The sequence below is a fragment of the Streptomyces sp. NPDC050625 genome, from assembly GCF_040654755.1.
Taxonomy (GTDB): domain Bacteria; phylum Actinomycetota; class Actinomycetes; order Streptomycetales; family Streptomycetaceae; genus Streptomyces.
The window spans coordinates 177,672-198,215 of record NZ_JBFAIQ010000010.1 but is presented as its reverse complement, the minus strand read 5'-3'; the positions used below and the strand labels follow the sequence as shown (position 1 = coordinate 198,215).

Annotated in this window: 18 protein-coding genes; 13 read left to right on the top strand and 5 right to left on the bottom strand. The window is 71.6% G+C overall.

Going from position 1 to position 20,544, the window contains the following annotated elements:
* Positions 1-52: 52 nt before the first annotated feature.
* A complete protein-coding gene (gene rhaI / locus AB0I54_RS23905) occupies positions 53-1,213 on the bottom strand; it encodes an L-rhamnose isomerase (RefSeq protein ID WP_363298148.1) in 1,161 nt (386 codons plus the stop codon).
* A gap of 261 nt (positions 1,214-1,474) precedes the next feature.
* Here rhaI and AB0I54_RS23900 point away from each other — a divergent pair, with 261 nt between their 5' ends.
* The 10 genes from AB0I54_RS23900 to AB0I54_RS23855 all read left to right on the top strand — a co-directional run bounded on the left by AB0I54_RS23900 (position 1,475) and on the right by AB0I54_RS23855 (position 12,233).
* A complete protein-coding gene (locus AB0I54_RS23900) occupies positions 1,475-2,992 on the top strand; it encodes a sugar ABC transporter ATP-binding protein (RefSeq protein WP_363298147.1) in 1,518 nt (505 codons plus the stop codon).
* Positions 2,989-4,029: an ABC transporter permease gene (locus AB0I54_RS23895; protein ID WP_363298145.1), complete on the top strand. Its 1,041-nt coding sequence runs from the start codon at positions 2,989-2,991 to the stop codon at positions 4,027-4,029. Before AB0I54_RS23900 ends, AB0I54_RS23895 begins: the two co-directional genes overlap by 4 nt.
* A complete protein-coding gene (locus AB0I54_RS23890; protein ID WP_363298144.1) occupies positions 4,022-5,011 on the top strand; it encodes an ABC transporter permease in 990 nt (329 codons plus the stop codon). The genes AB0I54_RS23895 and AB0I54_RS23890 overlap by 8 nt, the downstream gene beginning before the upstream one ends.
* A 30-nt stretch (positions 5,012-5,041) precedes the next feature.
* Positions 5,042-6,124: a rhamnose ABC transporter substrate-binding protein gene (gene rhaS, locus AB0I54_RS23885; protein ID WP_363298143.1), complete on the top strand. Its 1,083-nt coding sequence runs from the start codon at positions 5,042-5,044 to the stop codon at positions 6,122-6,124.
* A gap of 17 nt (positions 6,125-6,141) precedes the next feature.
* On the top strand, positions 6,142-6,462 hold the full coding sequence (locus tag AB0I54_RS23880; protein WP_363298142.1) for an L-rhamnose mutarotase: 321 nt from the start codon (positions 6,142-6,144) through the stop codon (positions 6,460-6,462).
* A gap of 17 nt (positions 6,463-6,479) precedes the next feature.
* A complete protein-coding gene (locus tag AB0I54_RS23875; protein WP_363298141.1) occupies positions 6,480-7,823 on the top strand; it encodes a BNR repeat-containing protein in 1,344 nt (447 codons plus the stop codon).
* A 78-nt stretch (positions 7,824-7,901) separates the two neighbouring features.
* Complete coding sequence (locus AB0I54_RS23870; protein ID WP_363298140.1) at positions 7,902-8,927, top strand: LacI family DNA-binding transcriptional regulator; 1,026 nt, start codon at positions 7,902-7,904, stop codon at positions 8,925-8,927.
* 97 nt (positions 8,928-9,024) lie between these two features.
* Positions 9,025-10,326 (top strand): alpha/beta fold hydrolase, encoded by a 1,302-nt coding sequence (locus tag AB0I54_RS23865; RefSeq protein WP_363298139.1) that lies wholly within the window; start codon positions 9,025-9,027, stop codon positions 10,324-10,326.
* Positions 10,327-10,453: 127 nt separating this feature from the next.
* Positions 10,454-11,347 (top strand): RNA polymerase sigma factor SigJ, encoded by an 894-nt coding sequence (gene sigJ / locus AB0I54_RS23860; protein ID WP_363298207.1) that lies wholly within the window; start codon positions 10,454-10,456, stop codon positions 11,345-11,347.
* Between the two features lie 55 nt (positions 11,348-11,402).
* Complete coding sequence (locus AB0I54_RS23855; RefSeq protein WP_363298138.1) at positions 11,403-12,233, top strand: pentapeptide repeat-containing protein; 831 nt, start codon at positions 11,403-11,405, stop codon at positions 12,231-12,233.
* Here the strand turns inward: AB0I54_RS23855 and AB0I54_RS23850 are convergent.
* The gene (locus tag AB0I54_RS23850; RefSeq protein ID WP_363298137.1) at positions 12,195-13,739 is read right to left on the bottom strand and encodes a cytochrome P450; all 1,545 of its coding nucleotides are present in this window, start codon (positions 13,737-13,739) and stop codon (positions 12,195-12,197) included. The two genes, AB0I54_RS23855 and AB0I54_RS23850, sit on opposite strands and share 39 nt — an antisense overlap.
* A 118-nt stretch (positions 13,740-13,857) precedes the next feature.
* On the opposite strand from AB0I54_RS23850, the gene AB0I54_RS23845 reads away from it, so the two are divergent.
* The gene (locus AB0I54_RS23845) at positions 13,858-14,463 is read left to right on the top strand and encodes a TetR/AcrR family transcriptional regulator (RefSeq protein WP_363298136.1); all 606 of its coding nucleotides are present in this window, start codon (positions 13,858-13,860) and stop codon (positions 14,461-14,463) included.
* Positions 14,464-14,544: 81 nt separating this feature from the next.
* Positions 14,545-15,270 carry a DUF2470 domain-containing protein gene (locus AB0I54_RS23840; RefSeq protein ID WP_363298135.1) on the top strand — a complete coding sequence of 242 codons (726 nt, stop codon included), beginning with the start codon at positions 14,545-14,547 and terminating at the stop codon, positions 15,268-15,270.
* On the opposite strand, the gene AB0I54_RS23835 is transcribed toward AB0I54_RS23840, so the two are convergent.
* From AB0I54_RS23835 to AB0I54_RS23825, 3 genes are all read right to left on the bottom strand, one after another.
* Positions 15,238-16,482, bottom strand: a complete 1,245-nt coding sequence (locus AB0I54_RS23835; RefSeq protein ID WP_363298133.1) for a lactonase family protein — start codon at positions 16,480-16,482, stop codon at positions 15,238-15,240. The two genes, AB0I54_RS23840 and AB0I54_RS23835, sit on opposite strands and share 33 nt — an antisense overlap.
* Before the next feature lie 115 nt (positions 16,483-16,597).
* Entirely contained in the window at positions 16,598-17,662 is a 1,065-nt protein-coding gene (locus tag AB0I54_RS23830; protein ID WP_363298132.1) for a hypothetical protein, read from the bottom strand.
* Between the two features lie 60 nt (positions 17,663-17,722).
* Complete coding sequence (locus tag AB0I54_RS23825; RefSeq protein ID WP_363298131.1) at positions 17,723-18,976, bottom strand: FUSC family protein; 1,254 nt, start codon at positions 18,974-18,976, stop codon at positions 17,723-17,725.
* Positions 18,977-19,174: 198 nt separating this feature from the next.
* Here AB0I54_RS23825 and AB0I54_RS23820 point away from each other — a divergent pair, with 198 nt between their 5' ends.
* Positions 19,175-20,464 (top strand): ROK family protein, encoded by a 1,290-nt coding sequence (locus AB0I54_RS23820; protein WP_363298130.1) that lies wholly within the window; start codon positions 19,175-19,177, stop codon positions 20,462-20,464.
* Positions 20,465-20,544 lie beyond the last annotated feature (80 nt).

The window sequence follows — 20,544 nt, the reverse complement described above, 5'->3', positions numbered from 1 at the left end:
CGATCAACCACATACGACCCGTAGCCGGCAGCGAACAGATCCCGGCAGACGCTCACGCCCCCCAACCGGCCTGCCGACCACCAACCCGCTCAGCAACAATCCGCTCGCCCCACCCGGACAGGGCATACGCACGAACGGGGTCGCGATCCAGCCCCATCTCTTCCCGTACGTCACCCAGCAACGGCCGCACGTCCGTGTTGTACGCGTCCATCAACACGGCATTGGCTTCCAGCACGTCACCGGAGGCCTGCGCCGCAGCCAGCGCCGACCGGTCGACCAGCAGCGCCTTCGCCGTAGCCTCCTGCACATTCATCACCGAACGGATGATCGCCGGAATCTTCGCCTCGATGTTGTGACACTGATCGAGCATGAACGCGACCTCCGGCCCGAGCCCGCCGCCACGCACGACCTCGTACATGATCCGGAACAGCTGGAAGGGATCAGCGGCTCCCACCATCAGGTCGTCGTCCGCGTAGAACCGCGAATTGAAGTCGAACCCCCCGAGCTTCCCCTCCCGCAGCAGCGTGGCGACGATGAACTCGATGTTGGTCCCCGGCGCATGGTGCCCCGTGTCCACCACGACCTGCGCCTTGGGCCCGAGCTTCAGACAGTGGGCGTACGCCGTGCCCCAGTCAGGGACGTCCGTCGTATAGAACGCGGGCTCGAAGAGCTTGTACTCCAGCAGCATCCGCTGCCCCTCGCCGAGCCGCCCGTACACCTCGGCCAGTCCCTCGGCCAGCCGGTCCTGCCGTGCCCGTACGTCGTCCTGCCCCGGATAGTTCGTACCGTCCGCGAACCACAGCTTGAGGTCCTTCGACCCGGTGGCGTCCATGATGTCGACGCACTCCAGCAGATGGTCGACGGCCTTGCGCCGCACCGCGGCATCCGGATGGCAGATGCTGCCGAGCCGGTAGTCGTCGTCCTGGAAGGTGTTGGAGTTGATCGCGCCGAGCTTCAGGCCGCGTTCCTCGGCGAACTTCGCCAGGGCGGCGTAGTCCTCCACCGTGTCCCACGGAATGTGCAGGGCGACGGTCGGCGCGACGCCGGTGAGCGCGTGCACCCGTGCCGCGTCCTCCAGCTTCTCCCATGGATTGCGTGGCACGCCCTGCTGGGCGAACACCTTGAACCGGGTGCCCGAGTTCCCGTACGCCCACGAGGGCGTCTCGATGGCCTGGGTCTTCAGCGCGGCCTTCACGGCGGCGAGGTCGGTCACTTCAGGGCTCCTGTGGTGTCGGTCGGAACGACTGAGCGTGTGAAACGATTCAGAACCGCAAGTTATGAGCCCTCCCGAGGGGTGTCAAGCCATCCGGCCGTCCGTGTTTTCCGTTACCCGTCCGCGACCTTCGGCTATCGAAATATTTTCGACATGACCCATTGACGCGACATGGCTGCCGTGCCTAACGTCCCGGCCATCCAGTTGAAACCTTTCACGGCGTGAGGGCCGTCCCGCCGCCCGCGTCGTCGAGGAGCTCCCATGACCCACCCGTCCGACACGGGACCGCCCCCGGTGCTGGCGCTGAAGGACGTCTCCAAGTCCTTCGGCGCCGTACGCGCCCTGCGGGACGTCTCCCTGGAGCTGTTTCCCGGCGAGGTGCACGCCCTCGCCGGTGAGAACGGTGCGGGCAAGTCGACCCTGATCAAGACCCTCGCCGGGGTGCACCGACCGGACGCCGGTCATGTGCTGCTCGACGGCCGGCCCGTGGTCCTGCACGGCCCCGGCGACGCCCGCGACGCCGGAATCGCCGTCATCTACCAGGAGCCCACGCTCTTCCCCGACCTGTCGATCGCCGAGAACATCTTCATGGGCCGTCAGCCCCGCCGCGCCCTCGGCCGCATCGACCACAAGGCCACCCATGCGGCGACCGCCGCCCTGATGAAGCGGCTCGGCGTCGAACTCGACCCCGAACGGCCCGCCCGCGGTCTGTCCATCGCCGACCAGCAGATCGTCGAGATCGCCAAGGCGCTCTCCTTCGACGCCCGGGTCCTGATCATGGACGAGCCCACGGCAGCCCTGACCGGCAGCGAGGTCTCCCGGCTCTTCGGCGTCGTACGCACCCTGCGCGAACAGGGTGCCGCGGTGCTGTTCATCTCGCACCGGCTGGAGGAGATCTTCCGGACCTGCCGGCGTGTGACGACGCTCCGGGACGGCGCCCTGATCGCCAGTGAGCTGCTCGCCGGCATGACCGAGGAGGACCTGGTCCGCCGTATGGTCGGCCGCGATCTCGACGAGCTCTACCCCAAGCAGGACGTCGTGCCCGGTGAAGTCGCGCTGAGCGTACGGCGGCTGACTCGCGAGGGTGTCTTCACCGACGTCTCCTTCGAGGTGCGGCACGGCGAGATCGTAGGCCTCGCCGGGCTGGTCGGTGCGGGGCGCACCGAGGTGGCCCGGGCCGTGTTCGGCGTCGACCGGTGGGACGCGGGGGAGGTCGAGGTCCGGGGCAGGAAGCTGACCAACGGCGCCCCCTCCACCGCGATGGCCGCCGGGCTCGCCCTCGTCCCCGAGGACCGGCGCGCCCAGGGCCTGGTGATGGACATGTCCATCGAGCGGAACATCGGTCTGACCGGACTCCGTACGACCGTGAAGGCCGGGCTGATGGACCGGGGCGCCGAGCGCAGCCGCTCCCTCGACTGGGCGGTCAGGCTCCAGGTGAAGTACGCCCGGATCGCCGACGCCGTCTCCACGCTCTCCGGCGGCAACCAGCAGAAGGTCGTCCTCGCCAAGTGGCTGGCCACCGGCCCGAAGGTGCTGATCGTCGACGAGCCGACCCGCGGTATCGACGTCGGCACGAAGGCCGAGGTGCACCGGCTGCTCAGCGAGCTGGCCGCCGACGGGGTGGCCGTCCTGATGATCTCCTCCGACCTGCCCGAGATCCTCGGCATGGCCGACCGAGTGCTCGTGATGCACGAGGGCCGGATCACCGCCGAGATCCCGCGCGCCGAAGCCACCGAGGAAACCGTGATGGCCGCAGCCACCGGGAGGGCCGCCGCATGACGGTGACCGCCCCGAACGAGACACCGCTCGCCGACGTGCCCGAATCCAGCGGCACCCGGCTGGTCGACCGGGTCTTCAAGATGCGCGAACTCGCCATCCTGGTCGTCTTCCTGGTGATGATCGCCGTCACCCAGGCGGGCAACAGCGAGTTCCTGTCCGAGCAGGGCATCAAGGACCTGCTGCTCAACGCGACCATCCTGGTGCTGGTCGCCACCGGCCAGTCCCTGGTGGTGATCTCGCGGAACGTCGATCTGTCGGTCGGCTCCACCCTCGGCATCAGCGCCTTCGCCGCCGGCGCTTATCTGCAGGGCGGCGGGAACGCGGTCGTCGCCGTCGCCCTGGCCGTCCTGCTCGGCATCGGCTTCGGGCTCCTCAACGGCCTGCTGGTCAGCCTCGGTCAGGTGCCCGCGCTGGTCGTCACGCTCGGCACGCTGTACATCGTCCGCGGCATCGACTCCATCTGGGTCGGCTCCCGGCAGATCACCGCGGCCGATCTCCCGTCCGGATTCGTCGACTTCGGCTCCGGCGGCATCTCGGCGGTGCCCTGGCTCGCCCTGATCGCTCTGGCGGTGCTGGTCGCCACCGCCTACTACCTCAAGCACTTCGGCAGCGGACGCGAGCTGTACGCGCTCGGCTCCAACCCCGAGGCCGCCCGGCTCGCCGGCATCCCCGTGCGCAAGCGGATCCTGACCGCTTACACCTTCTGCGGCGGCCTGGCCGGACTCGCCGGAGCCATGTACCTCGCCCGCTTCGGCAACGTCGACTCCGGCACCGGCAGCGGCTACGAACTCACCGTGGTCAGCGCGGTCGTGGTCGGCGGCATCGCCTTCACCGGCGGCTCCGGCAGCGTGTACGGCGCGGCCCTCGGCGCGCTCCTGCTCACCTCGGTCAACAGTGTGCTGCCCGCCCTCGGCGTCAGCTCCGTCTGGGTGCTCGCCATCAACGGCATCCTGCTCCTCCTCGCCATCGCGGTCGACCGCATCGTCGCGCTGCGGGTGGCCCGGGCCCTGAAGAAGAGGAACGCCCGCCATGCCTGACTCCCTGACGCGCGCGATCCGCTGGGACACCGTCGTCGGCGCGCTCCTCCTCGTCCTCCTGCTGCTGTCGTTCTCCTTCGTGGACGGCTTCGGCAACGCCCTCAACCTGTCCTTCCTGATCGGCAACACGCTCCCGATCGCACTGATCGCCCTGCCGATGACCCTGCTCGTGGTCGCGGGCGAGATCGACCTCTCCGTCGCGTCCACCGCCGGACTGTCCGGGGCCGTGCTGGGCAAGCTCTGGAACGAAGGCATGGCCATCGAGACGATCATCCCGCTGTGCCTGCTCCTCGGCGTGGTGTGCGGCATGGTCAACGGTCTGCTCGTGACCCGCCTCGGGCTGCCGTCCCTCGCCGTCACCATCGGCACCCTCGCCGCCTACCGGGGCATCGCACAGATCGTGCTCGGCTCGGACGCGGTGACCGACTTCCCCACGCAGTACCAGGACTTCGCGGCCGGACGCGTCGGGGACAGTTTCGTGCCCCAGGCCTTCCTGCCTTTCCTGGTGCTGCTCGTGATCGCCGTGGTCGTGCTGCACGCCACCCCCTTCGGCCGGTCGCTGTTCGCGGTCGGCGCGAGCGAGGAGGCGGCCCGGTTCGCGGGCATCCGCGTCAAGCGCCACAAGCTGATCCTGTTCACCGCCACCGGTTTCATGGCCTCCCTGACCGGCGTCTTCTGGGCGCTGCACTACTCCAGCGCCCGCTACGACAACGCCACCGGACTCGAACTCTCCGTCGTCGCGGCCGTGTTGCTCGGCGGCATCGACTTCGACGGCGGCAAGGGCACGCTCGGCGGTGCGATCGCGGGAGTCTTCCTGCTCGGCGCGCTGCAGAACGTGATGAGCCTGCTGAATGTCTCCGCCCAGTCGCAGATCGTCGTCACCGGCGTGCTGCTCGTGGTCTCGGTGCTCGGTCCCCGGGTCGTTCGCCAGATCTCGGTGGCGAGGGCGGGCCGCAGAGCCGCCTCGACTCCGATCTCGTAACCCCGCTCACCCTCGTAAAGGACCTTCCTCATGCGCAAGTCATCCCTCCGCCGTGCCTGCGCGGCCCTCGCCGCCGTCTCCTCCCTCGCCCTCGCCGCCACCGCCTGCGGCGGCACCACCAAGAACGACGTCAAGAACGAGAGCACCGGCTCGGCCGCCCCGGCCGGCAAGGCGGACCCGGGCGCCGCTCTCAAGAAGGGCCTCACCGTCGGCTTCCTGCCCAAGCAGGTCAACAACCCGTACTTCACCTCCGCCGACAAGGGCGGCGAGCAGGCCCTGACCGAACTGGGCTCGAAGTACAAGGAGGTCGGCCCGTCCAGCGCCACCGACACCGCCGGCCAGGTGAGTTACGTCAACACGCTCACCCAGCAGCAGGTGAACGCGATGGCCGTGTCCGCGCAGGACCCGGGCGCCCTGTGCACCGCGCTCAAGCAGGCCATGAAGAACGGCATCAAGGTCGTCACCTACGACTCCGACACCAACCCTGGGTGCCGCAACGCCTTCGTCTCACAGGCCGGCGCGGAGGACCTGGGCCGTACCGAGGTGCAGCTGCTCGCCGAACAGATCGGCTACAAGGGCGAGATCGCGATCCTGTCGGCCGCGCAGACCGCGACGAACCAGAACACCTGGATCGGCTATATGGAGGACGAGCTGAAGGACCCCAAGTACAAGAACGTCAAGCTGGTCAAGATCGCCTACGGCAACGACGACGCCCAGCAGTCCTTCCAGCAGACCCAGGGTCTGCTCCAGGAGCACCCGAACCTGAAGGGGATCATCTCCCCGACCACGGTCGGCATCAAGGCCGCCGCCCAGTACCTGTCCGGCTCCAAGTACAAGGGCAAGGTCAAGCTCACCGGCCTCGGCACCCCCAACGACATGCGCAAGTACATCAAGAACGGCACCGTCGACGCCTTCGAGCTGTGGGACCCGGCCAAGCTCGGCGACCTGGCCGCCCGTACCGCCGTCGCCCTGGTGTCCGGACAGATCACCGGCAAGGAGGGCGAGACCTTCAAGGCCGGCTCCACGACGTACACCATCGGCAAGGACGGCGTGATCAGCCTCGGCAAGCCGACGGTCTTCGACAGCAAGAACATCGACCAGTTCAACTTCTGACGATCCAAGGGGTGTTGATGCAGCGCGTGTGCTTCCTGCTGAAGGTCCGGGCGGAGCGTCTCGACGAGTACCGCGAGCGGCACGCCGCCGTCTGGCCGGAGATGCTCGACGCGCTCTCCGCCACCGGCTGGCACAACTACTCGCTCTTCCTGCGCGAGGACGGCCTGCTCGTCGGCTATCTGGAGACCGAGGACTTCGAGGCCGCGCGGGCCGGCATGGCGGCCACCGAGGTCAACGCCCGCTGGCAGACGGAGATGGCGCCGTTCTTCGAGTCGCTGGACGGCGCCGGACCCGACGAGGCCATGAAGCCCCTCACCGAAGTCTTCCACCTCGCCTGAACCGGAGGGTTCCGCTCATGACAGGACGCCCCTCGGTGGTCATGCAGGGCATCAGCCAACTGGACGCCCGGGCCGTCTACTTCGTTTCCTACGACGGCCTGGTCAACAACAACTCCTTCCAGAAGAACGGCCTGCTGACCCACGGAGGCCATCAGTACGCCGCCTGGTACACCGCCACCCGCCACGCCGTCGTCGCCCGCCGGGTCCTCGGCGGCTCCGGCTGGTCCACCGTCGCGCTTCCGCACACCCTCAAGAGCGACGACTCCCACAACGTGATCTCCATGGGCGTCTCGCACACCGACGGCCGGCTCCACCTCGTCATGGACGCGCACAGCGACGGCTTCTTCTACGTCAAGTCGGTCGCCGGACTCCTCGACGACCCCGCGTCCACCTCCTGGAACCGGTCCGTCTTCGGCGCCGTACGGACGACCCTGGACGGGCTCGCCCTCACGTCGCGGTTCACCTACCCCCAGTTCGTCGCCACGCCCGAGGGCAGGTTGCAGCTCAGCTACCGTGTCGGCATCTCCGGCAACGGCCGCAACGCCCTCGCCGAGTACGACGGCTCGGCCTGGACCGCGCTGGGGGAGTGGAGCAGCTCCACCGGCACCTACACCAGCGCGCACGGCTCCAGCGGCGCCCGGAACATGTATCTGCACGGCCTCGACTACGACTCGGCCGGCCGGCTGCACGCCTTCTTCACCTGGCGTGAGCAGAACACCGCCGTGACGGGCTCCGGCGGGGGGCTCACCAATCACGACACCGGCTATGTCCACTCCATCGACCGTGGCCGTACCTGGCGCACCGACGCGGGCACCCTGGTGGGCACCACGGGCACCCCGGACACCGTCGCGGTCACCGACTCCGGCCTGGTCGTCGACTCCCTCGGCCCCGACCACGCCCTGATGAACCAGGAGAGCCAGGCCGTCGACTCTACCGGCCTGCCGCACGCGATCATCAGCCATGTCCCCGGCCGCCTCGGCCCGTGCACCACGGACTACGTCGCCGACCGCACGGCGAACGGCCGGGCCTTCCACGTCCGCAAGGACTCCTCCGGCACCTGGCACAAGACCGAGATCCCCGTCGTACCGGACTCCAGCCAGCGCACCGGACTGGTCCTGGACCGCTACGACAACGCCTATGCGATCCTCCCCTACGGCCGGATCGCGGGTGCCTCGAAGTCCTCCGGGTACACGGACTGGGCGCCGCTGTACGACGGCAGTGACCTGAACGCGTTCGGGGAGGTCGTGATCGACGGGACAAGGGTCGCGGCGGACAACGTGCTGTCGTTCATGTACCAGGAGAAGTCGGTCGGCACGACCCCCTCGGCACTCCATGTCGTGGACTTCGCACTCCCTGCCTGACCGATCCGTTCCGGGCAGCGGTGACGGTAATGTGAAGGCCTCCCCGCCGCCCCTCGTTCACCAGGAGGTCCCTGCCCGATGGCCCAGTCGGTGGGTATCAAGGACGTCGCCCGCGCCGCCGGAGTGTCGGTGGGCACGGTCTCGAACGTCATCAACCGCCCGGACTCCGTCGCCAGTGAGACCCGGGCGCGCGTGCAGTCGGCGATCGACCGGCTCGGCTACGTCCGCAGCGAGTCCGCGCGCCAGCTGCGCGCGGGCCGCAGCCGGATCATGGGCCTGCTCGTCCTCGACATGGGCAACCCGTTCTTCGTCGACGTGGCACGCGGCGCCGAACGGGCGGCGCGGGAGGCCGGGCTCGGTGTGATGGTCTGCAACAGCGCGCAGAACGCGGGCGAGGAGGCCGAGTATCTGTCGCTCTTCGCCGAGCAGCGGGTGCGCGGGGTGCTGCTCACCCCGGCCGACGCGACCGGGCGCAACATCGAGTCGTTCCGCCGGCACGGCATCCCGTTCGTGCTGGTCGACCGGGTCTCCGAGGCCACCACCGAGTGCTCGGTCTCCGTCGACGACGTGGCGGGCGGCGCCCTGGCCGTGCGCCACCTGGTCGACGCCGGGCACCGCTCCATCGCGTACGTCAGCGGCCCGCCCGGACTGAACCAGGTCCGTGACCGCCGCACCGGCGCCCTTAACGCGCTCGCGGAGGCCGGGCTCGGTCCAAAAGCCCTGCGCGAGTTGCCCACCGAGCGCCTCGATGTCGCGGCCGGCCGGGACGCCGGCGCCCGGCTCCTCGGTCTCGCCGAGCGCCCGACCGCCGTCTTCTGCGCCAACGACCTGCTCGCCCTCGGCGTCCTGCAGGCCATGTACGCGGCCGGGGTCACCGTGCCCGACGACCTCGCCATCGTCGGCTACGACGACATCGAGTTCGCGGCCGCGGCCGCCGTGCCGCTCACCTCGGTACGGCAGCCGGCGGTCACCATGGGCGCCCTGGCCGCCGAGCTCCTGCTGGAGGAGACCGAGACGCAGAACGGGCCGGGCGCGCACGAGCACCGGCGGGTGGTGCTCCAGCCGGAGCTCGTGGTGCGCCGCTCCAGTCTCGCCGCCCGCTGATCTCCGGTTCAGTAAGAAACCATGATCCCGGGGGTCGGACGGCGGACGGGCATGTGTTGAACTGGGACGCGACCATCCGTCCGTCCCGGGAGACCTGTTGAGCCTCAGCTACCGCCAGCCCGGCGTCGTCCTCACCGACCGCCACTTCACCGTGCCCCTGGACCACGCCGACCCGCGGGGCGAGACGATCGAGCTCTACGCCCGTGAGGTCGTCGCCAGTGACAAGGCACGGCAGGAGCTGCCGTGGCTGGTCTATCTCCAGGGCGGTCCCGGCTACGGGGCGAACCGTTTCATCGGGCGGCAGGCCTGGCTCGACCGCGCCCTGGAGGAGTACCGCGTCCTGCTCCTCGACCAGCGTGGCACCGGCCATTCCACGCCCGCCAACCGGCAGACCCTCCCGCTGCGCGGCGGCCCCGCCGAGCAGGCCGACTACCTCGCCCACTTCCGCGCCGACTCGATCGTCCGCGACTGCGAGCTGATCCGCGCCGGGCTCACCGGCGGCGCCCCCTGGACCGTCCTCGGCCAGAGCTTCGGCGGCTTCTGCACGGTCAGCTATCTGTCCCTGGCCCCGGAGGGCCTGGCCACCGCCGTGATCACCGGCGGCCTGCCCTCCCTCGACGCCCACGCCGACGACGTCTACCGGGCCGCCTACCCCCGTATCGAGCGCAAGGTCACCGCGCACTACGCCCGCTACCCGCAGGACGTCGAGCGCGCCCGCCGGATCGCCGACCACCTGCTGACCCACGACGTCGTGCTGCCGAACGGCTACCCCCTCACGGTCGAGGCCTTCCAGTCCCTGGGCCTCATGCTCGGCGCGAGCGACGGCAGCCACCGCCTCCACTACCTGCTGGAGAACGCCTTCGTCCGCACCCCGCACGGCACGGAGCTGTCCGACGCCTTCCAGGAAGAGGCCCAGGGCCTCCTCTCCTACGCGGACCATCCGCTCTTCGCCCTCCTCCACGAGCCGATCTACGGCCAGGACAACCGCCCCACCGCCTGGGCCGCCGAACGGATCCGCGCCGAGTTCCCGCAGTTCGACGCGCCCAAGGCCCTCGCCGGCGACGCACCGGTGCTGTTCACCGGCGAGAACATCTACCCCTGGATGTTCGACAGCGACCCGGCCCTGCGCCCCCTGCGCGACACGGCCGACGCGCTGGCCGCCCGCACCGACTGGCAGCCCCTGTACGACCCGGCCCGCCTCGCGGCCAACGAGGTCCCGGTCGCCGCGGCCGTCTACCACGACGACATGTACGTCGACACCGCCCACTCCCTGCGGACCGCCCGCGCGATCCGCGGGCTGCGCACCTGGGTGACCGACGAGTTCGAGCACGACGGCCTGCGGGCCGGCGCGCCGCGCGTCCTGGACCGGCTGCTCGCGCTGACCCGTGACGAGGCCTGAGACCGGACTCAAAAGCGGTTGCGGGCACGGGAGATCGGCATAGTCTGCGCCCATGACCGAGCCGAGGATCAGTCGGCTTCAGCCCACGCCTGCAGCGGGCGAGCGCGGCCGACCGAACGGGGACGGAATGAACGACGAGGAACTCCTGGCCGACCGCTTCGAGGAACACCGCGGGCATCTGCGCGCGGTGGCCTACCGGATGCTGGGCTCGCTCGCGGAGGCCGAGGACGCGGTCCAGGAGGCCTGGTTCAGACTCGGCCGCACCGACCCGGACGAGATCAGGAATCTCGGCGGCTGGCTGACCACCGTGGTCGGGCGGGTCTGCCTCGACATGCTGCGCTCGCGCGGCGCCCGCCGCGAGGAGCCGATGGACGACACGTTCGTCCCGGACCCGGTGATCCGGCCGCTGTCGCAGATCGACCCCGAGCAGGAGGTGCTCCAGGCCGACTCGGTCGGCGTGGCCCTGCTGGTCGTCCTGGAGACGCTGGAACCCGCCGAGCGCCTGGCGTTCGTCCTGCACGACATGTTCGCGGTGCCGTTCGACGACATCGCGCCCGTCGTGGAACGCACCTCGGCCGCGACCCGGCAGCTGGCCAGCCGGGCCCGTCGCCGGGTCCAGGGCGCCACCCCGCCGGCCGATCCGGACCTCGGGCGGCAGCGCGAGGTGGTCGAGGCCTTCCTCGCCGCCTCCCGCGGCGGCGACTTCGAGGCGCTCGTCGCCGTGCTCCACCCGGACGTGGTCCTGCGCGCCGACGCGGGCGCCCTGGTGCGCGGAGCGGCCGCGTCCAAGGTCGTGCACGGGGCCAGGGCGGTGGCCGAACAGGCGGCCATGTTCTCGCAGTTCGCCGGATTCACCCGGCTCGCACTGGTCAACGGCTCCCTGGGACTCGTCACCGCACCGGAGGGCAAGCCGCTGGCGGTCGCCTCCCTCACCGTCGCCGACGGGAAGATCACCGGGATGTACATCCTGGCCGACCCCGACCGACTGGCCCGGCTCGAACTGCCCGCACCGCAGGAGTGAGGCTCGGGCGGCCACGACCGGCGGGCCCGGTTCCGCAGGTCAGTAGGCTGGGCGCATGCCAGACGAGATAGCCGGCCGGCCCGAACTGCGCGGCGACTGCGCGCGTTGCTTCGGGCTGTGCTGTGTCGCCCTGCCCTTCGCCGCCTCGGCGGACTTCGCGGTCGACAAGCCCGCCGGGAAGCCCTGCCGGAACCTCCGGGACGACCACCGGTGCGGCATTCATGCCGACCTGAGGAAGAAGGGCTTCGCCGGCTGCACGGTCTACGACTGCTTCGGCGCCGGTCAGCAGGTCTCGCAGGTCGTCTTCGGCGGACGGGACTGGCGTGGCGGTTCCAAGGAGCACGCCCGGCAGATGTTCGAGGTGTTCCCCGTCGTACGGCAGCTCCATGAACTGCTCTGGTATCTCACCGAGGCGCTGGGCCTGCCCGCGGCCCGCCCCGTCCACGCCGAGTTGGGCGCGGCCCTGGAGAAGACCGAGCGGCTCACCGGGCAGGGCCCCGGGGAACTGGCCGTGTTCGACATGGCTGCCCACCGGCAGGAGGTCAACGTCCTGCTGCTGCGCACCAGCGAACTGGTGCGGGCGGGGGTCCGCGGCAAGAAGAAGGACCGCCGGGGCGCCGACCTCATGGGCGCCCGCCTCAGGGGGGCCGATCTGCGCGGCGCCGGCCTGCGCGGTGCCTACCTCATCGCGGCCGACCTCACCGGCGCCGATCTGCGCTGCGCGGACCTGATCGGCGCCGACCTGCGCGACGCCGACCTCACCGACGCCGATCTGACCGGCGCGTTCTTCCTGACCCAGCTGCAGCTCAACGCGGCCCGGGGAAGCGCCGGGACCCGACTGCCGACGTCAGTCACCCGTCCCGTGCACTGGACAGCGCGGCTCTGACGCCGGGGCCTCGGGGACGGTCACCGGTGCGGCCGGTGCGGCCGGCGCCGGCGCGGGGCGGCGCTCCAGACGCAGTCGCAGCCCCTGCGGCATCAGCGTCAGCCGCTCGATGACCCGCAGCCGGTAGTCCGGGTCGGACACGAGGTCGTAGCGGCGCAGCAGCAGACCGAGGACCAGGGTCGCCTCGTGCAGCGCGAACTGCCGGCCGATGCAGGCCCGCGCCCCGGTGCCGAACGGTTTGAAGGTGTGCGGGGCCCGCCCGCGTACGGCCTTCGCGTCGAACCGGTCCGGATCGAACTCCTCGGCATCCGCGCCCCACACCTCGGGATCGCGGTGCAGCATCGGTGTCAGCACCAGCGCCCACGCGCCCCGCCGCATCGGATGCTCCCCGGCCAGCACCGTGTCCTGCCGTGCCTCACGGGCGTAGGCGGGCGCGGTCGGCCACAGCCGCAGCGATTCGTCGAGCACCCGGCGCACATACCGCAACTTGGCGACCTGGTCGTAACCGGGCGCCGGGGTGTCGCCCCAGACCCGGTCCACCTCGGCGCGGGCCCGGGCGGCGACGTCCGGGTGCCGGGAGAGGTAGTGCAGGGCGAAGGACAGCGCGCCGGAGGTGGTCTCGTGCCCGGCCACCAGGAAGGTGATCACCTGGCGCCGGACGTTCTCCGGCGACAGCCGCTCCCCGCTGTCCGGATGCGCGGTGTCGAGCATCCGGTCGAGCAGGTCCCCGTCCCCGCTGCCGGATCGGCGCCGGGCCCGTACGAGGTCGTCGACGGTGCGGTTGAGGTAGGCGATGTCGGCGGCGTTGTGCCGGCCGGCCCGCCGCAGCAGCAGCCCGGCCAGCGGCGCGGGTACGGTGTTCAGCCGCTGGGCGTGGGTGAGCGTGCCCACCATCGCGGTCACGAAGGGATGCAGCCGGTCACGCTCGAACGACCCGAAGTCGTGCCCGAAGCCGGTGCGGGCGATCGTCTCCAGGGTCAGCTTGGTCATGTCGCCGGGCACGTCCACGGCGCGGCCCGCGGCCAGCTCCCGGTCCCAGTGCTCGGTCAGCCGCCCGGCCACGGCCAGCATCATGGGGTGGTAGCCCTCCATGGCCTCGCGGCTGAAGGCGGGGGCCAGGACGTCGTGCGCCAGCTGCCAGTTGGGCTCGTGGTTGTACGCCGTGAACAGCCCGTCCCCGGCGACCGGGCGGAGATTGGCGACCCCGAGGCCCACATGCTTGGCGAACCGCGCTTCGTCCGAGATGTCTGCCGTGAGGCGGGCACCCCACACGAACACGAACTCCTTGCCGAACGCCTTGCGCCGGAAGACCGGGCCCAGCTCACGGGCGCAACGCACGGAATCCTGCACGGGAGTGCGCCGGTCGACACCGAGCACATCGCCCAGCAGCGGGACCCGGCGCGGCGGATGCGGAATGCGGTGCAGCTCGGGCCAGCCCTGCTCGGCGCCGCGGAAGCCCCTGGGCAGTGCTTTCCCGGCCGTCGTCGACATGTCCGTCTCCGCCATGACGCGATCTCCCTCGATCCAGCGGCAGGTTGAGCTGCGGTGCCCGTGTTGTACGTGGGTTCAATAGCGGTTCTCAGTCTGATCCCGTTGTTGAACCTGCGTCAAGTACAGTGCGGACATGGCCGCGAACCAGGGCGAGCGCACCCGCCGCAGACTCAGCAGCGGGGAGCGCCGGGAGCAGCTCCTGTCGGTCGGGGCCAGACTGTTCTCCGAGAGCCCCTACGACGACGTGTGGATCGAGCAGGTCGCCGAGATCGCCGGGGTCTCCCGGGGGCTGCTGTACCACTACTTCCCGACGAAACGGGACTTCTTCGCGGCGGTCGTCGAGCGCGAGAGCGAGCGGATGCTGCGTATGACGGCGGCGGTGCCCGGGGTGCCGGTGCGCGAGCAGCTCACCGCCGGTCTCGACACCTATCTGCAGTACGTCGAGGCACACGCCCACGGCTACCGGGCCTTCCATCGCGCCGACGCGGCCGGCGACCAGGCGGTACGGCGGGTCTATCAGCGGGCACTGGCCGCCCAGGAGCAGCAGATCCTGGCGGCCCTGTCCGCGGACCCGGAGTTCGGGCCGCTGTTCGAGGCGCGCCCCGAGGTGCGGCTCGCGGTCCGCGGCTGGCTGGCCTTCACCACGGCCGTGTGCCTGGAGTGGCTGCGCGGCCCGGACCTGACCCGGGACCAGGTCCGGGATCTGTGCGCACGGGCGCTGCTGGGAGTCATCGCCTGACGGTGCGGGCCCGAGCGGCCCGGTTGGCGTGCGCCCCGATCTTCGGTAGGTTAGGCAAGGCTTACCTAAGGAGGTTTCGGGATGGGTGACAGCCAGGCCTGGACGGCCGCGCCCGGGGCGGCACAGCAGGCGCGTTCGGTGCTCGCCGCCGCGTGGTCCTGCGCGGTGACCGCGGAGGGCGGCCGGGAGGAGTTTGTCGGCGCGCACACGGTGACCGTGGACGGCCGGGTGGTCCTGCACGTCCCCGAGGACAGCGCCCTGCTCACGGCCGCGATCTGCGCACCACGCGGGAAGCCCTCGGCCGTGCTGGAGTTCGCCGACGTCGCGCCCGTCCCGGTGCGCAGCCGGATCCGCGCACGGCTCTGGCTCGCCGGCTGGTTCGCCGTCGAGGACGGCCGGCTCGCCTTCCGGCCCACCCGGGTCGTCCTGCGCCGGCCCTCCGGCTCCGTGGTCGTCGGCCTCGACGAGTTCACCGCCGCCGCGCCCGACCCGCTGGCCGCCGCCGAGGCCCAGCTGCTTACCCACCTCGCCGACGCCCATCCGGACGCCGTCGAGCGCCTCACCCGCCTGGTCGAGCCCGACAGTCTGCACGCGGCGGTCCGCGTCCAGCCCCTTGCCGTGGACCGGCACGGGCTGACGCTGCGCATCGAGCGCGTCCGCACCCACGGCGACGTACGCCTGCCGTTCCACGCGCCCGCCGATGACGTGGGGCAGCTGAGCGAACGCATGCACGTCCTGCTGGCGCAGGCGAGCGCGGCCTCCTGCCCCCGCCCGCTACAGCGGCAGCGCGCAGACGGCGACCGGTGAGGGGAACGGCTCGCCCGCGAGCCGCAGTTCACCGCTGTCCGTGTCCACCTGGAAGACGCTGACCGTGCCGGAGCGCTGGTTCGCCGCGAACAGCAGCCGCTCGTCCGGCGAGAAGGCGATCTGCCGCGGGAAGTCGCCGGACACCGGCACGGTGTCGAGCAGCCGGAGCCGGGCCCCGTCCGCCTCGACGGCGTAGCGCGTGAGGCTGTTGTGACCGCGGTTGGCGAGATAGGCGTACGAGCCGTTCGCGGTCACCAGGATCTGCGCCGGGTGGCTGGTGCCCTCGCCGGTGCCCGTGGACTGCGCCTCGCCGATCGTCAGGCGGCCGGTGCCGGGGTCGTAGCCACACACCGCGACCGTGTTGTCCACCTCGTTGGCCAGATAGGCGTACCGGCCGCCCGGGTGGAAGGTGAGGTGGCGCGGGCCCGCGCCCGGCCGGGTTCCGGCCCGGGCGACCTCGGTGAGCGTGCCCTTCGCCGTATCGAGACGGTAGCTGTAGACGGTGTCGGTACCCAGGTCGACGGCGAGGACATGACCCCCGTCGGGGCTGGTGACGATCTGGTGCGCGTGGGGCCCCTGTTGCCCGGGACCGGGCGCCGGGCTGGAGTGCGTGACCACGTCGGTGCGCTCCCCGAGCGCGTCCGAGGAGTCGATCGGGTGCACGGCCACGCTGCCCGACTGGTAGTTGGCGCTCAGCAGCCACCGCCCGGAAGGGTGGACGGACAGATGACAGGGCGCCGCGCCGCCGGTGCTCCGGCTGCCGAGGATCCGCCGGTCGGCCGGCCGGACCGCGGTCACGCCCCCGTCCGCGCGCTCGTTCACCGCGTACAGGGTGCGGCCGTTCGGATGCACGGCGAGATACGACGGGTCGGCGACGCCGGTGAGCGTGCCGGCGCCGGTGATCGCGCCCGTCGCCGGGTCGTACGTGGCCAGGCCGATGCCGGTGCCGCCGCCCTGTGCCGAGGTGTAGGTGCCCAGGTAGAGGGGGCGCGGGCGGGACGGTGTCCGGGAGGCCTCGGCGGGCGCCGGTTGATGTGCCTGCGGCGCGCCCGTCCGAGAAGCGTCGGACGCGCCGGTCCCCGCAGCCTCGGGTGCGCTCGCCCGCGGAGCCGCCGGTGCCGGGACGGCGACCACCACCGCGGTTCCCGCCAGGGCCCCGACGAACCGGCGGCGGCTCCAGCCGCCGCCCGCCGCTTGCGCACCACTGTCCATGCCCGCACCCTCAGGTCGTCGGCTGCCTCGGTCGTGACAGCCACCTTGGCGTGGACCCGCGGTCAAACGCAAGAAAGGCAATGAGCGTTGCGCAGGGTGCAATGAGGGGCGGTGGCTACCACTCCCCGTCCTCCACCGGCTCGCCCGGCGCGTCCTTCAGCGGCTTCACCTGGCCGGGGGCGGGCTCCTGCCAGGGCTCCAGATCGTCCCCGAGCCAGTCGCCGACCGGCTTGACCGCGCCGAGGGCATCCGTGGGGGCGAGGTCCTCGCCGTCCTGGTCGTAGTAGTCGTACCAGGGGAGTCCCGCGCGGGTGTACGCCGCCCGGTCCACCGGCGACGGCGGCGGGGCCTCGCCCGTGATGCGGCGCCACTCGGGGGGCGTCACCAGATGCACGAACACCCGCCCGGCCGGCTTCTCGGCCCACTCCTTGAGCTTCCGGTCGTCCTGGTAGACCTCCTGGCGCATCGAACCCCCGACGCCGAGCCCCATGGCGGCGGCCATGGGAGCACGCGGTGCGGCGGCGGGCGCCGGTACCGCGCCGGGGGCGGGCGGCGCGCCGGGCGCCGGTGCCGACATGGGCATGGCGGCGCCGTACCCGCCGGCCGCGGTGACCCTGCTCAGCCGCTCCCGGCGGATCCGCTCCTGCCTGCGCCACTCGGCGAGCGGCTCGTCCCGCAGCGGGAACGACTGCAGCTGGACACCGCCCCACACCTCCTCGCCCGTGACCTGCCCCTCCACCGTCGCACCAAGCCCGAGCGGCACGGCCACGAACTGGCGGACCGTGCCCTTGCCGGAGTTGATGCCGTCCAGCCAGGGCTGCCGGGGCAGTACGACATAGTTCTGCGGCCTGCGGGACAGCCGGTCGCTCCACCGCTTGCCGGACACGGCGCACACCTTGCCGACCCCGACCTGCAGCGCGGCCGGTTCCGTCGTGCCCGCGAAACTCAGCCACATCGCCTCGCGCAGATACACCGGCAGCATCACGCCGCCCCGGGCCCGCCACTCGGCCGGCACCGTGTCCGGGAAGTCGGCCACCCGCCGGACGGGGAACTCACCCAGACCCGGCGGCAGCGGATGCGTACCCGTCTCGGGCAGCCGCAGCGTGCGCACGAACCGCACCGCCACACCGCCCGGCAGCCGCAGCGTGTTCCCGTCGATCCGTACGGCCGTGTCGCTCATCCGCGTGTCCCCCTTCGCTGCCCCCGGGCGTCCCGTCGGTTCGACGGCCCGGGTGTCCCGTCAGAGAGAACGCCCGTCGGCACCCGGCCGGTTCCGGCGCAGCTTCTCGGGCACGCCCACCCGCTCCCGCAGCCAGGTCAGCCGGGGCAGCTTCGCGCGCTGCTCACCGGAGACACGGTCCAGTTCCTCCAGCAGACGGCGTGAGCGGTGCTCGGTGTCGAGTTCGTCGATCATCCGGTTCACCTCGGTCAGGACGGCGCCGTGCAACTGCCAGTGCCGGCTGTCGCGCTCGACCTCGTCCCGCAGCAGCAGGGCCAGTTTGTCGCGGGTGGCCGCCGCCGCGTGCAGCTCCGCGCTCAGCCGCGACTCCGCCGCGTCCGCGTTGCGGCTGAGGTCGGTGGTGACCAGCACCGCGAAGCTGACCACGGCGTCGCCGATCTCGGACAGCAGCTCCTCGACGGTCGCGCCCGCCTCCGACGCGAACAGCGGCTCGGGGCCGCGGGCCTTGGTCAGATCGGTGAAGGTACGGGCCAGCACCCGCAACACGACCGTGCAGATCTCCAGCGTGTCCAGGCCGGTGCGCAGCACCACCCGGCGCAGCAGGCCCTCCTTGACGCGCGGATTGAGCCGCAGACTGTCCTCGGCCTGCCGCAGGGCCGCGTCCACCTCGACGATGTCGTGGTCGAGCCGGCGCGCCTCGTGCAGCCGGGCCGCCGCCACCTCCACCGGAGTGCGGCCGGCGGCCTCCTCGCCCATGCGCAGCATCAGCTGCCGCACCCGCCGCGCCAGGCCCTCGATCGACTCCCCGGCCTCGTCCACCCACACCGGGGGTGGCAGCAGCAGATTGCAGGCCATGCCCACGGCCGCCCCGATCAGTGTCTCCACCACCCGGGCCCACGCCGTGTTCCCGACGGTCGTGACCCCGAGCACCAGCATGGCGCTGATGGCCACCTCGGGCACGTACTCGTCGACGCGCACCAGATGGCCCACGGCCAGCGAGGCCACGATCAGCAGCGCGAGACTCCACCAGGTCAGCCCCACCAGCAGGCTGAAGGCGATGGCGACGAGGACGCCCGCCACCACCGAGTTCACCCGGCGGATGCCGTTCTTGAGCGTGGCGTACAGGGTGACCTGGACGACCAGCAGGGCGGTCAGGGGCGCGGTGAGCGGCGCGGGCTCGGGGCTCAGCCGCAGCGCGAGGACATACGCGATGGTCGCCGCGGCGGCCGAGCGCAGCGTCTGTACGACCACGGGGTCCCGGTGACGCCTCAGCAGCCGCGCCGTCCCCGCCGTCCACTTCCGTTCCTCTTGCATCCCTTGGCCTGTTCCCGTTCGCCGGAGGCGTCGAACGTACCGCCGTGAGGCCTTCCGTACCCTGTACGGATACGTCGAGCGACGGTTGGGGCACCCGACCCGCTTAGCTCATAGCGTGAACTAAGGGTTGGACGAATGTCGCGCCGAGCCCACGAGCAGAGGTATGTTGCAGGTCGGGCAGGGTACGAAGGGGGCCACATGGCGGGGCGGAACGGGCGCACGGTACGCGACCTCAGGCGGGGCAACCGCACGGCCGTGCTGCAACGGCTGTACTTCGACGGGCCGCTCAGCCGCTTCGAGCTCGGCCCGGCGACCGGCCTGAGCTCCGGCTCGGTGAGCAACGTCGTCGCGGATCTGATCGCCGACGGACTGGTCGAGGAGGCCGGCAGCGTCGACTCCGACGGCGGCCGCCCCCGCACCCTGCTGCGGGTCGCTCCGCACAGCGGGCACATGATCGGCGTGGACGTCGGCGAGACCCGGGTCCGCGTCGAGCTGTTCGACCTCACCCTCACCGAACTCGCTCGCGTCGAAAGGCCGTTGGAGGCGCAGCGGTACGACGTCGAGGTCATCGTCGGCCACATCCGCGACGGCGTCACCGAGGTCCTCGCCGAGGCCGGAACCGATCCCGAACGGCTGCTCGGCGTCGGCGTCGGCGTCCCCGGCATCGTCGAGCACACCGCGGACCGGGGTGCCGTCGTGCACGGGCAGACGATCGGCTGGGACGCCGTACCGCTGGAGGAACTGCTCCGCTCGGGCTCCCAACTCCCCGGTACCGTCCGGTACTTCATCGACAACGGCGCCAAGACCCTCGGCCAGGCGGAGATGTGGTTCGGCGCGGGCCGCGGCGCCCGCAACGCGGTCGTGGTGCTCTTCGGCTCCGGCGTCGGCGCCTGCCTCGTCACCCCCGAGGTGGAGCACGGGCGGGCCGTCGAGTGGGGGCATCTGACGGTACGGGTCCGGGGCCGGCGCTGCCGCTGCGGCGCGCTCGGCTGTCTGGAGGCCTACGCGGGCGCCGAGTCCCTCCTCGAACGGTGGGAGGAGGAGGGTGGGCGCCCGCCGGAGGGCACCGACGAGGAGACCGCGCTCACCGCGATGCTGGCCGCCGCGTATCCGCCCGAGGGCACGGCCGAGGATCCGGTGGCGCTCGCCGTCCTCGAAGAGACCGCCGAGTACCTCGGGGCCGGCCTCTCCGACCTGATCAACCTGTTCCAGCCCGAGCGGATCCTGATCGGCGGCTGGGCCGGACTCCAGCTCGGCGCCCGCTTCCTGCCCGCCGTACGCCGCCACGCGACCACGTACGCGCTGCGTCACCCGGCCGAGAAGGTGACCATCGACCTGGGGCGCCTGGGCCCCGACGCGGTCACCGTCGGCGCGGCGATCCTGCCCCTGGCCGACTTCTTCGCCCGCGGCGGCCACCGCGCACGGCCGGCGACCGAGGACCGCCTCCCGGCCTGGCGAACGGCACTCCAGGAACGCGCGCCGCACTGACCCTCCGGGGGAGCAGCCGATCCGGGCCGGCAACCGCCCGCGGTCTGTCGGCCGCCGAGGCCCCGTGGACTGGGCTGGGC